Raw genomic sequence first — 12,309 nt, forward strand, 5'->3', positions numbered from 1 at the left:
TTCTGCCCTACACGTTCTGCTTCATATTGAGATGACACCATGTCCGCGTTGAAACCCTTCATGGAAACCCATCAGGCTGCGATCTATTTTGTTGCTGTGATAACGGCAGTGGCAACAGCACTGGTGCTGCCGGGAACGGATCAACTGGATGTCGTGATTAATCCGGCGCTGGCGCTGATGCTGTTTGTCACGTTCCTGCAAGTGCCGCTGACCACGATCGGAAAGCGCATCACTCAGGTCAGATTCATCGGCGCGCTGCTCGTTGCCAACTTCATCGTGATTCCCTTGCTGGTCGCGGCGCTGTTGCCCTTTCTCCCCGCCGAACCGCTGGTGAAATTGGGCATCATATTGGTGCTACTCGCTCCCTGTATTGACTACGTAGTGACATTCGCACATCTGGGTCGCGCAGATGCCGCCCGCCTGTTGGCCGCAACGCCTATTTTATTGATGCTGCAAATGTTGGCTCTGCCCTTTTACCTGACGCTATTTCTCGGTCACGATGCTGCGGGGCTTATCGTCTTCGCGCCCTTTATCGAGGCGTTTATCTGGCTGATTGCCGTGCCTTTAGCGCTGGCCGCGCTTCTGCAATGGTTAGCGGCGCGGCAGCGCACAATGGCAACATTTTCGGATGCATTGAGCTATCTTCCCGTTCCGGTTACCGCTCTGGTGCTGTTTATCGTCATTGCGGCGGTCATTCCTCAACTCCGTACCACCTGGGCATCGGTGCTGCTCGCGGTGCCGTTTTATCTGCTCTTTGCGCTGCTGGCACCGCTACTCGGTTGGTTCACTGCCCGCGTGTTTCGATTGGATTCGGCTGGCGGGCGCGCCGTGGCCTTCAGCGCCAGCACGCGAAATTCTCTGGTTATTCTGCCGCTGGCGTTGGCAATACCCGGCGCACTGCCGCTGCTTCCGGCCGTGATTGTCTGCCAAACGTTAGTCGAGTTGCTCAGCGAACTCATTTATATCCGAGCTATTCCTAAGTTGAACGCCCGTTCTACGGGTCAAGAAAAGTAATAACAGCTTGTTTTTGCTCAATGATTGTCCATAACACATGAATTTCGACGGTAACAATTAGCTATTTACCACGATTTCTTTTTATACTTTGTCGTACGAAAAACAGTAATCAGACAATAATATTATGATTGATTCTCGCTTACCATTGACAGACATCCACCGCCATTTGGATGGCAATATCCGCGCCCAGAGTATTCTGGAGCTAGGCCGCCAGTACAATATTGCATTACCTGCCAGCGATCTTGACACGCTCCGCCCTCACGTCCAAGTCACCAAGAATGAGCCTGACTTACTGAGTTTTTTACAAAAGCTCGACTGGGGCGTAGCCGTACTCGGTTCACTGGATGCCTGCCGCCGCGTGGCTTACGAGAACGTTGAAGATGCCATGAAAGCCGGGTTGGATTACGCAGAACTGCGTTTCTCTCCCTACTATATGGCGATGAATCATAAACTGCCGATTGCTGGCGTTGTTGAAGCCGTGATCGACGGTATTACCGCTGGCAGTCGTGATTTCGATACCGATATCCGTCTGATTGGCATCATGAGTCGGACATTCGGCACCGAGGCCTGCCAGCAAGAGCTGGACGCCCTGCTGTCACAACGCGATCGCATCGTCGCACTCGATCTGGCGGGTGATGAATTGGGCCATCCTGGCGCGCAGTTTACTTCTCATTTCCGACAAGCTCGCGATGCCGGCTGGCATATCACCGTTCATGCGGGAGAAGCGGCCGGACCAGAAAGTATCTGGCAGGCGATTAACCATCTGGGTGCAGAGCGCATCGGGCACGGCGTCACCGCCATTATCGATCCTCGCTTGATGACGCACATGGCGGAGCATGGGATCGGCATTGAATCCTGCCTAACCTCTAACATTCAAACCAGCACCGTGGAAACACTGGATAAACATCCGCTGATCCACTTCCTGCGGTATGAAATCCCCGCCACCATCAACACGGACGATCCTGCAGTTCAGGGTATAGAGATTCGTCACGAATATGAAATCGCGGCCCCACTTGCTGGCCTGACGGCGGTAGAAACCCGCAAAGCACAGGAAAACGGCCTGAACATCGCCTTTATCAGCGAGCAGGAAAAGCAGCAGTTGCGTGAAAAGGTTCTGCGCAAACGCGGTGCTACGCAGTAATTTTTATCATCAACACATAAAAAACGGCTAACCACTGTTAGCCGTTTGACACAAGTTTGCTACAGATAAGTTACAGAGATAAAGAGATCAACCGGCAGGGTTAGCCGAGGAGTGGTGTGACGTAATCAGCCACTTCTTCTGTTTCACGTCCCAACCGTAAGTGTAGGTATAACGCGCTTTAGCCTCACTTCCATCACCAAATTTGAAGGTGTAAGTTCCGGTATCAACGGCGTCATTGCAGCCGATACGGATTGTGCGGGTGTCAATCTTACCAACTGGTTTTTTCGCCAGGAAGTGTTCGAAGTAATCAATGCGCTCTGCATCTGTCGTACGCGGTTTATCGGACAGCGTTGGCAGCAGCACCGCGTCTGACGCATAGTTTGTCGCAACTTTCTTCGCATCACCCGTTTGCAGCGATGCATTCCAACGGTCAAATAACGACGCAATCTCTTTTTGATTGGTTTTCACACATTGTGCACTCTGAGCAGCCTGCACAGATGCGGAAGCCAAAGTCCCTAACATTGCTAAAGTTAACACCGTTTTTTTAAACATATTTCCCTCGATCTCAAAATAATAATTATCATTAACTGTGTCTTACTCTATCGCCAACATATCTCGATGAGCGATTATTGTTATAACGTAACGCAACAAAAAAGTAACACCACTACGAAACTATCACTGTAATAGATTATTTCTTGTGTTTCCGTGGAGTTACAAGTGTTTGTTACAAATGACAACGCCCTCGGCCTATGTAGACCGAGGGCGTTTTGTATGAGGCGAGAGACCGATAATCTCTTACTGACGAGGCGAATCCTGTTCCTTGTTTATCCGTTTAGCATAGCGCTGAGCCAGCGCAGCACAGACCATCAGCTGAATTTGATGGAAAATCATCAGCGGCAGCACCATCGCACCGACAGCGGCGGCAGGAAATAGCACGTTTGCCATCGGAATCCCATTCGCCAGGCTCTTCTTCGAGCCGCAGAATACGATGGTGATCTCATCAGCGGTATTAAAGCCCAGCTTACGAGCAACCAGCGTATTCACCACCAGCACAATCGCTAGCAGCACGATCGAACAGCCGACAACGGCGAGCAATGACCAAACGTTGATCTGTCCCCAAATCCCCTGCACAACCGCTTCACTGAAGGCGACATACACCACCAAAAGAATCGATGACCGGTCAGTGATATTAATCAGCTTACGGTTACGTTCAACCCACTTGGCAATCAACGGGCGAGACAGATGGCCAATCACGAAAGGCACCATTAACTGCATGATAATAGAACCAATAGCGTGTAGCGTATCCGTTTCGCCCCCTTGCGTATGCATCAGCAAACCGACCAGAATCGGCGAGAGAAATACGCCCAAAATACTGGATGCCGAGGCGCTACAAATCGCTGCTGCAACGTTACCACCGGCCATTGAGGTATAAGCAATCGCTGACTGCACCGTCGCTGGTAGTGCGCACAGATAGAGGAAGCCCAGATACAAGGTCGGCGTCAGCACAACGGGCGACAGCAGACTCATGCCTATTCCCAGCAGCGGAAACAGAATAAACGTGCTGGCAAACACCACCAGATGCAAACGCCAGTGCCCCATGCCAGTGGTAATCGCTTCACGCGATAGCTTCGCGCCGTGCATGAAGAACAGCAGAGCAATCGCCGCCGTTGTCAGATTCTCAAAGAAAACTTTCGCGATGCCTTGAGCAGGAAGGAGCGACGCCGTCACCACCACCAGAATCAGAACCAATAAGAATTTATCAATGCGTAACCGTTGTAACCACCCCATGCCCAACACCTTTCCCCTAGCCTGTTATCAGCCGAATGAACACCCTAACAAGACGGGCGACCCGAAGATCGCCCAAAGTTATCTATGACTAAATGTGAATCCAGAAATCTGAGCCGATAAATCTGTTTACAGACAGAAAACGGTGGTAATGAGATAAAGGCATCAGAAGCGCCTTCCGAACATCGTAAATCGAACGTAAAAAGACGCATGTACCGCATTTTTACCCTCGACCCATTCACCGTTCGATTGATTTTCTCAGCAGTCTAGGGCGATCCTAAGATCGCCTGTTTAAACAAACCATTAACTATCTGGAATAAAACGCGGTAAATCTAGCTATTTTTCACCGTGACGGCTTTTTTCTGCTCGTGGGAAAGCAGCCCTAGCTCGATCAGTTCCATCACCTGAATCGCCTGATGCACGCTGACGGGGTTTTCGCCTTTACCCGTCAGCGCATCGCGCACTGCCGCATAGTAAGCCGGATAGTTACCCGGAATCGTGGCGATCGTTTGCTCCGCCGTTATGCCATCGCGAGACAGCGTCAGCACGCCATCGTGCTTATCCTGCCCCCAGTCGGCCAGCGGTGGGCGCTCACCCGCCTTCAGGCGATCTTCCTGTGGGTCAAGGCCGTATTTTACAAAGCTGCCGCGTGTGCCATGCACGATATAGCGGGCAGACGCGGCCGCCACCAGCATGCTGGCGTGCAGGACAACCCGGCGTTGCGGGTAAATCAGCGTCGCGTGGAAATAATCAATTGCCTTACTGCCAGGTCTCAACCGTGCCATATCGACCTGAATCGCCACCGGCAAGCCAAACAGCTCCAGCGCCTGATCCAGCAAGTGCGGCCCAAGATCGTACCAAATTCCGCTACCTTCACTGCCGTCTTCCCGCCAGCGCTGACGCACTTCGGGCCGGAAGCGATCGAAATGCGATTCCATATACACCACATTTCCTAACGTTCCTGCCGCCAGCAGCTGTTTCAGCGTCAGAAAATCGCTGTCCCAACGGCGATTATGGAAAACAGAAAGCATTTTTCCGACGCGGTCGGCGATAGCGCCCAAGTCATATGCTTGTGACAACGTCACCGTAAAAGGTTTATCGACGACGACATGCTTGCCCGCTTCCAGCGCCTGTTTCGCCAGCGGGAAGTGCGTGTCATTGGGGGTAGGAATAACAATGAGGTCAATATCGGGATCGTTAAATAACGCCTGAGGGTCTTTCTCTACTCGCAGATTTGCCCAATCTGCATGCACTTTTTCAGCACTGCTGCTGGACACGGCCACCAGCTCCATACCCGTCGTACCTGCAATCAACGGCGCGTGGAATGTCTTACTGGCATAGCCATAGCCCAGCAGTCCAACACGAACGGTCTCACTCATGACGATTCCCCTTAGCTTATTTTGACTTTGTGATTTCTCACTCAGTATATACCCGTCATCCGCCAGATTGCAGAGAGGGATAATAGCCAGGGGAATCTGATTCGTTTTGGTTCGCTATCCGCTCACGGCGCTGGGCATCCGTTCTTCCCACGCCACGGGCAGCGTTTTGGCTGCCGGATAGTTGATTTCACTGCTGCGACGGCGGAAATCGCTGGGGCTAACGCCGACCCGCTTACGGAACACACGTGAGAAATACAGTTGATCGTCATACCCCACCACGCGACCAATGTTGGCGATAGATTCCTGCGTCGTCTGCAATAACAGCTTGGCGCGAATCACGCGCTGATCTTCACGCCAGCGCAGAATGTTAATGCCTACCTGTTCACGGAACAGATGCGCCAACCGAGAAGGCGACAGACAAACGTGCCGCGCGACTTCGTCAATACGCAGCTCTCCAGCCAGATTGCTGGTAATAAACTGGCAGGCCTCTATCACACGCGGATCCATGATCTTCTGCGGGCTCTGTGGGTCTTCTTCCATCGCTCTGAGCAACAGCCGCTCCAGCAGATTCATACCCAACTCTTCTGAAAAACGACGCCCGGAACGCTGGGTTTGCTCGATATTGGCAAACAGCCTGTCGAATTCCAGCAACAGTTGGTTATTCGGCAGGCTCATGCGACCAATACCGCTGCTTTTGGTATGCCATTCTAACCAGTCAGCCCAGTAGGCACGCGGGCGAAAATAGACCCAGCGGTGATACCAGCAGTCGCTGCTAGATGAACGACCATAAAAATGCTTCGATTTCGGCGGGAACAGCAGCAGGTCACCGGGATTACAGAAAAAGGTCTCATCGCCATCAAAGACCTGACCCTGACCTTTCATGGTGAGGTTAATGATGTAGCCTTTCATGCCATCAGGACGATCGATAAAGAAGTCGAGCGGCCCTTCTGCCAGAATCGGTGTCATACCTGCCACAAGATAAGCGTTGAACGAATATCCCGGCAGCAGCGGATTAGGCTGAGAGTCATGCGCCATACGGTGATACATCGAGCCTCCGGTACACGCGAGTAATGAGATAAAGCGGCAGGCTCACTTAGAGCCATCCCATTAGGACTATTTTATTTGCCATTTTGAACCTGGGCAGTGCTCGCACAAACGCAATTGCGTTTGAACGCCCCTTGGGGCGGCCCGTAGGGTGAGCGTAGCGAATAATCCTCACGTACTACGTGTACGTTCCGGTTTCTGCGCGCTGTCCGAGTCCAAACTGACTGCACCAATAACGCCTACTGGGATAGGCTCTGACCTGCCGCACGGGCATTTATACCGTTTTCTTCGACAGCTGTTTGTAGCGGTCGAAGATAACCGCCGCCAGCAGAATCAGACCGCGTACCACATACTGGGCAAACGGAGAGATGTTCAGCAGGTTCATCGCGTTTTCAACCGTACCTAAAATCAGCACACCGGCGATGACATAGGAAATTTTACCGATCCCGCCTTTCAACGACACACCGCCCAGCACGCAGGCAGAAATCACGATCAGCTCATACCCGATGGAGGTCATCGGCTGGCCGCTAGTCATACGCGATGCCAGAATGATCCCCGCTGCCGCCGATACCAGACCGGACAAGGCGAAAATGATGATTTTGGTACGTACGACCGGCACCCCAGCCAGACGCGCGGCTTCTTCATTGCCCCCAATCGCCAGCGTATTGCGGCCAAAGGTGGTTTTGTTCAGCAGCAGACCAAACAGAATCATGCAGCCGATGGTGATCCAGATTGGCGCAGGCAAGCCCAACCAGTTGGCATAGCCCAGTTCAAAGAAGCGCTCATCTTCAATCCCTACCGCTTTACCATCGGAAATGATGTACGCCAGACCGCGCGCAATCTGCATCGTTGCCAGCGTGGTGATCAGCGCATTGATCTTCAAACGAGCAATCACAAACCCGTTAAGCAAACCGAACGCCACACCCAGCAGCAGCCCGGCACCGACGCCGATCCACAGGCTTTCACTGATATTGATCACCACCGCCGTCGCTACGCCAGCACAGGCAATAATAGACGCGACCGACAGGTCAAAATCACCGGAAGCCAGACAGAACAGCATGCCGCAGGCCACCATACCGGACATGGAGATCGCCAGCCCAAGCCCTTTCATATTGATAAACGAGGCGAAGTTGGGGACGAAAATCGCACAGCCAAGAAACAGCACGGCAAACACCACCAGCATGCCGTAGTTATCCCAAATGCGAGATAATCCCGCGCCGTTTTTCTTCTTTTCTGAGGTTGCAGACGTAACCGTTGACATTATTTTGCTCCTTCGCGGTCAGGCAACCGCAGATTCGATATCGGGGGTTCGTAACATGGCCAGACTGAGCACCTTCTGCTCCGTGGCATCGGTATGCAGCAGTTCGCCGGAGACGGCACCTTCGCGCATGACGATAATCCGGTCGGCCAGCCCAAGCACTTCTGGTAAATCGCTGGAGGCAAACAGCACCGCGATCCCCTGATTCGCTAGTTCATAGATGACATGATAAATTTCGTGCTTCGCGCCGACGTCAATGCCGCGCGTGGGTTCATCGAGCAAAATGACCTTCATCTCTTCGGACAGCCAGCGGCCAAGAATGGCTTTCTGCTGGTTTCCCCCGGAAAGATTCATAATCAGCTGTTCATCGGACGGCGTTTTGATGTTCAACGCGTCAATGCGCTTCGCGGCGTTATCCGCCTCCCACTGATTATTAATAATAAAACCGGCTTTCAGGCTCTTACGCCTTGCGCTGATATTGATGTTGTCACGCACCGAGTGCACCGGAATGATGCCGTCGGCTTTACGATCTTCCGGGCAGAGCATCACGCCCTGACGAATCGCATCAATGGGGGAATTCACCACCAGCGGTTTGCCATCCAGCAGCACCTGACCGTTGGTGATTTTGGTCGCGCCAAACAGCCCTTTCATCAGTTCGCTGCGGCCAGCGCCCACCAGACCAAATAGCCCGACAATTTCCCCCTGCTTCACGTTCAGGGAAACCGTAGATTTCACGCCCGGCGCTTTTACGTCTTTCAGCGTCAGACGCTCTTCGCCGTGCGGACGCGGCGCATAGCCATAGATATCCCCCAGGTTACGCCCTACCATCGCCTGTACCAGCGACTCATGGTTCACCTGCTGCATATCGTCGAACGTGCGCACATAGCGGCCATCTTTAAACACGGTAATGGCATCGCTCAGCGCAAAAATTTCTTCCATCCGGTGCGAAACGTACAAAATGACCCGGCCTTCACTGCGCAATTCCTTAATCACGCGGAAAAGCTGCTCGATTTCACGGGCAGACAGCGAACTGGTCGGCTCATCAAAAGCAATAACCTTGGCGTTACGGGCCAGCGCCTTGGCGATTTCCACCATCTGCCATTGCCCGATAGAGAGGTATTTCAGCGGGGTATCAGGATCGATATCCAACCCCAGATGCTGCAACTGAAGTTTGGCTTCATAGCGCAGCAGCGAATAGTTCACCATGCCGTATTTATGCGGCAGCTGACCTAAGTAGATGTTCTCGGCGACCGTCATTTCCGGCACCAGATGCAGTTCCTGATAAATGATGGCAACGCCCGCATTCAGGGCATCCATCGTGTTGTTGAACTGAACAGGCTTGCCCTGAATATGAATTTCGCCCGCTGACGGTGAATAGTTACCGCTCAGGATCTTTAACAGCGTCGACTTGCCCGCCCCGTTTTCCCCCATCAATGCATGGATCTGGCCGGCATGGCAGGAAAAACTGATATCCGAAAGCGCCTTAACACCGGGAAATTCTTTGCCAATCCCATGAAACGACAAATAGGGTGACTGTGCTGTCATGTCTGTTTCCTCATAACGATGCAGGTAGAGCGCGGATAACCTCGACCAGCATCATGCTGACCGGCGTTATCCGCGTCTTTACGAAATCAGGCGTGATTACATCAGGCCTTTTTTCTCCAGTTCGACCTTAAAGTTGTCACGAGTGATCAGCACCACGTCGGTCACTTCGGTGAATTTCTCCGGCTCAACGCCTTTGGTCACCCAGTCATTCAGCATCTGGATACTCTTGTAACCGTGGATATCTGGGCTTGGCAGCAGTGAACCAAAGAAGCCCGTTGCCTGGCCTTTAGACAGCTCGCTCACCGCATCCACGCCGTTGATACCGATACCAATGACGTTTGCGGCTTTAAAGCCCTGACCTTCCGTTGCACGCACGCCACCCAGCACGGTGTTGTCGTTCATGCCGATAATCAGCCAGTTTTTCACGCCAGGATGCTGAACCAGCATGGAGTTAGCGGCGTCAAATGCACCGGGGATATCATTAGATTTGGTCGGCACTTTGTAGATCTGTTTTTCTGGGAACCCTGCGGTTTTCAGCGCGTCCATAGAGCCAGACGTGCGGCGACGTGCGGTATCCAGCTCATCAGCGGTAATCGCCATCACGGCGGTTTCCTCTACTTTCCAGCCGCGTTTAGTCATCTCTTTATACAGTTCCTGACCCTGACGCTCGCCAATTTTGGTGGCCGCCATCATCACCAATGGCACGGTATCCATCGGTTGGCCTTTGGCATTCACGAACTGGTCATCAACCGCAATCACTTTCAGATTGTAGCTGCGTGCTTTCGCTATAATGGCTGGCCCCAACTTCGGATCCGGCGTACAGATAACAAAGCCTTTCGCGCCACTGGCCGCCAGACTGTCGATCGCGTTCAGGGTCTTTTCACCATCAGGAACTGCGATTTTTATCACATCAAAACCAAGGTCTTTCCCTGCTTTATCAGCGAACTTCCATTCCGTCTGGAACCAGGGTTCTTCCGGCTGTTTAACCAGAAAGCCCAGCTTTAAGTTCTCTGCCATAGCTGATTGTGACATAACAGCGGCCAACCCGATTGCTGCCAGCGCCTTAGTGAATTTATGCATGATGTTCTCCGGTGTAATTATCTTTTCATTCGTCAGCAACGCTGAAACGAGTTCGAGTTCCTGGTAGGGTATTTCCGGTCTGGATAAAGGAAAAACACAGGCTTAGCACGATTCCTTTACTCAGTAGCATTCAGACGCTTTATGTTTTAGTCGTTATTCTCGGTAAGAATGTAGAGCTTTATCACAGTCCGGAACAATGACAGGTTTGTGCATACATTTAGCGAATTTAACCAATCATTAACCTTTGACCAGCATCACAAAATGGCTGCTGGCGACAGAAAAATACATACTTCCAGCTAACCGCTCCTCACCGCCTCTCGTTATCCCTGCCATCGTAAACACCAACGATCTGGGATTAATGAGGAGCAAAGCATGAGTGCGGGCGCTATTACGATTGGTCTCGACTTCGGCAGTGATTCGGTACGCGCCTTAGCCGTTGACTGCCAAAGCGGGCAAGAGTTGGAAACAGAAGTGGTCTACTACCCCCGCTGGCGCGAGGGGAAATATTGTCAGCCTGCCAACAACCAGTTCCGACACCATCCACTGGACTATATTGAATCGCTGGAACAGGCGGTTAAGGTCGTGGTCTCCCGCCTGACGCATGAACAGCGGCAGAGCATCATCGGTATTGGCGTGGATTCAACCGGGTCAACTCCCGCGCCGATTGATGAGCAAGGCCAGATCCTCGCACTACGCCCCGAGTTTGCCGACAACCCCAATGCGATGTTCGTACTGTGGAAAGACCACACGGCAATAGAAGAAGCAGAAGCCATCAACGCGCTGTGCCGGAGCGGCCAGTTCCCGGATTACACCCGCTATATCGGCGGCGTTTATTCGTCCGAATGGTTCTGGGCCAAAATCCTGCATGTCTCGCGCGACGATGCCGCGGTGCGTCAGGCGGCCGTTTCCTGGATAGAACTGTGCGACTGGGTGCCCGCCCTGCTTTCTGGTACCCAAGCGCCAGCCGATATTCGTCGTGGACGGTGCAGCGCCGGACACAAATCACTCTGGCATCCGAGCTGGGGTGGACTACCGCCAAAAGATTTCTTGCACGCACTCGATCCCTGCCTGACCGAGACATTACAGTACCCGCTGTTTACCGATACCTGGACCGCCGAACAGCCGGTCGGCACCATCACCGCCGAGTGGGCACAGCGGCTCGGCATCCCCGAAACGGTCATCCTGTCGGGCGGTGCGTTTGACTGCCACGTCGGCACCGTCGGCGCGGGCGCACAGCCTTATACGCTGGTCAAAGTGATTGGCACGTCCACCTGCGACATTCTGATCGCTGATGACGCACGCATTGCCGATCGCGCCATCGCCGGTATCTGTGGGCAGGTCGACGGCAGCGTTGTTCCTGGTTATATCGGCCTCGAAGCCGGACAGTCCGCTTTCGGTGACATGTACGCCTGGTTTGGGCGACTGCTGGGCTGGTCGTTACAGGAAGCCGCGAAAGACCATCCTGAACTCAAAACGTCATTACAGGCGATGGAAGCCAAACTGCTGGAGCGACTGACGCACAGCTGGGCGGAGAACCCGACGCTGGATCACCTGCCTGTCGTGCTGGACTGGTTCAACGGCCGCAGAACACCATTCGCCAATCAGCGACTGAAAGGCGTGATTACCGATCTCAATCTGGGCACCGATGCCCCCACGCTGTTCGGCGGTTTCATTGCTGCCACGGCCTTTGGCGCGCGCGCAATTATGGAGTGCTTTGAAGATCAGGGCGTTCCCGTCGAGAACGTGCTGGCGCTGGGCGGTATCGCGCGGAAATCTCCCGTCATCATGCAGGTCTGTACCGACGTGATGAATCGCCCCTTGCAGATCGTCGCCTCCGATCAGTGCTGTGCTCTGGGTGCCGCGATCTTTGCCGCCGTCGCCGCTGGCGTTCACGGCGATATCCCAACGGCACAGCAGCATATGGCCAGCGGCATAGAGCGCACCTTAATGCCAGACAGCCAGCGCGTCGCCCGTTATCAGCAGCTTTATGAGCGCTATCAGCAGTGGTGCCGCCTCGCGGAACCAGCCTATAGCCCAACGTCTACGGCAAAAAACTAATTTTA

At 53.3% G+C, this 12,309-nt stretch carries 10 protein-coding genes; 3 read left to right on the top strand and 7 right to left on the bottom strand.

The genetic code is table 11. The features are described 5' to 3' along the window. Window positions 1-39: 39 nt before the first annotated feature. Both QWJ20_RS00290 and add read left to right on the top strand, forming a co-directional pair. On the top strand, window positions 40-1,014 hold the full coding sequence (locus QWJ20_RS00290; RefSeq protein WP_433991606.1) for an arsenic resistance protein: 975 nt from the start codon (window positions 40-42) through the stop codon (window positions 1,012-1,014). Window positions 1,015-1,138: 124 nt separating this feature from the next. Further along, window positions 1,139-2,155 carry an adenosine deaminase gene (add, locus tag QWJ20_RS00295; RefSeq protein ID WP_433991607.1) on the top strand — a complete coding sequence of 339 codons (1,017 nt, stop codon included), beginning with the start codon at window positions 1,139-1,141 and terminating at the stop codon, window positions 2,153-2,155. Window positions 2,156-2,242: 87 nt separating this feature from the next. Here the strand turns inward: add and QWJ20_RS00300 are convergent, their stop codons facing one another. The 7 genes from QWJ20_RS00300 to QWJ20_RS00330 form a co-directional block, all read right to left on the bottom strand. Further along, window positions 2,243-2,707, bottom strand: a complete 465-nt coding sequence (locus QWJ20_RS00300; RefSeq protein ID WP_433991608.1) for an SgcJ/EcaC family oxidoreductase — start codon at window positions 2,705-2,707, stop codon at window positions 2,243-2,245. A 243-nt stretch (window positions 2,708-2,950) separates the two neighbouring features. After that, window positions 2,951-3,943, bottom strand: coding sequence for a bile acid:sodium symporter family protein (locus tag QWJ20_RS00305; protein ID WP_433991609.1), 993 nt, complete (start codon window positions 3,941-3,943; stop codon window positions 2,951-2,953). A gap of 329 nt (window positions 3,944-4,272) precedes the next feature. Then, window positions 4,273-5,319, bottom strand: a complete 1,047-nt coding sequence (locus QWJ20_RS00310) for an oxidoreductase (protein ID WP_014915368.1) — start codon at window positions 5,317-5,319, stop codon at window positions 4,273-4,275. A gap of 114 nt (window positions 5,320-5,433) precedes the next feature. Next, window positions 5,434-6,366, bottom strand: coding sequence for an arabinose operon transcriptional regulator AraC (araC, locus tag QWJ20_RS00315; protein ID WP_039486905.1), 933 nt, complete (start codon window positions 6,364-6,366; stop codon window positions 5,434-5,436). Between the two features lie 271 nt (window positions 6,367-6,637). Then, window positions 6,638-7,624, bottom strand: coding sequence for an L-arabinose ABC transporter permease AraH (gene araH / locus QWJ20_RS00320; RefSeq protein ID WP_095699450.1), 987 nt, complete (start codon window positions 7,622-7,624; stop codon window positions 6,638-6,640). 18 nt (window positions 7,625-7,642) lie between these two features. Beyond that, window positions 7,643-9,166 (bottom strand): L-arabinose ABC transporter ATP-binding protein AraG, encoded by a 1,524-nt coding sequence (gene araG / locus QWJ20_RS00325; protein WP_095994539.1) that lies wholly within the window; start codon window positions 9,164-9,166, stop codon window positions 7,643-7,645. Between the two features lie 96 nt (window positions 9,167-9,262). Then, complete coding sequence (locus QWJ20_RS00330) at window positions 9,263-10,246, bottom strand: arabinose ABC transporter substrate-binding protein (RefSeq protein WP_039486909.1); 984 nt, start codon at window positions 10,244-10,246, stop codon at window positions 9,263-9,265. Window positions 10,247-10,618: 372 nt separating this feature from the next. On the opposite strand from QWJ20_RS00330, the gene QWJ20_RS00335 reads away from it, so the two are divergent. Beyond that, window positions 10,619-12,304, top strand: coding sequence for a ribulokinase (locus QWJ20_RS00335; RefSeq protein WP_433991610.1), 1,686 nt, complete (start codon window positions 10,619-10,621; stop codon window positions 12,302-12,304). The last annotated feature ends 5 nt before the right edge of the window (window positions 12,305-12,309 follow it).

Origin of the sequence: Pectobacterium sp. S5 (genome assembly GCF_051707265.1) — a bacterium.
GTDB classification, from domain to species: domain Bacteria; phylum Pseudomonadota; class Gammaproteobacteria; order Enterobacterales; family Enterobacteriaceae; genus Pectobacterium; species Pectobacterium polare.

What these genes read in the sequence shown, in the direction of transcription:
- araG (WP_095994539.1), bottom strand. Translation starts at nt 9,166, where the DNA reads ATGACAGCACAGTCACCCTATTTGTCGTTTCATGGGATTGGCAAAGAA.
- QWJ20_RS00290 (WP_433991606.1), top strand. Translation starts at nt 40, where the DNA reads ATGTCCGCGTTGAAACCCTTCATGGAAACCCATCAGGCTGCGATCTAT.
- QWJ20_RS00310 (WP_014915368.1), bottom strand. Translation starts at nt 5,319, where the DNA reads ATGAGTGAGACCGTTCGTGTTGGACTGCTGGGCTATGGCTATGCCAGT.
- QWJ20_RS00335 (WP_433991610.1), top strand. Translation starts at nt 10,619, where the DNA reads ATGAGTGCGGGCGCTATTACGATTGGTCTCGACTTCGGCAGTGATTCG.
- QWJ20_RS00330 (WP_039486909.1), bottom strand. Translation starts at nt 10,246, where the DNA reads ATGCATAAATTCACTAAGGCGCTGGCAGCAATCGGGTTGGCCGCTGTT.
- araC (WP_039486905.1), bottom strand. Translation starts at nt 6,366, where the DNA reads ATGTATCACCGTATGGCGCATGACTCTCAGCCTAATCCGCTGCTGCCG.
- QWJ20_RS00305 (WP_433991609.1), bottom strand. Translation starts at nt 3,943, where the DNA reads ATGGGGTGGTTACAACGGTTACGCATTGATAAATTCTTATTGGTTCTG.
- QWJ20_RS00300 (WP_433991608.1), bottom strand. Translation starts at nt 2,707, where the DNA reads ATGTTTAAAAAAACGGTGTTAACTTTAGCAATGTTAGGGACTTTGGCT.
- araH (WP_095699450.1), bottom strand. Translation starts at nt 7,624, where the DNA reads ATGTCAACGGTTACGTCTGCAACCTCAGAAAAGAAGAAAAACGGCGCG.
- add (WP_433991607.1), top strand. Translation starts at nt 1,139, where the DNA reads ATGATTGATTCTCGCTTACCATTGACAGACATCCACCGCCATTTGGAT.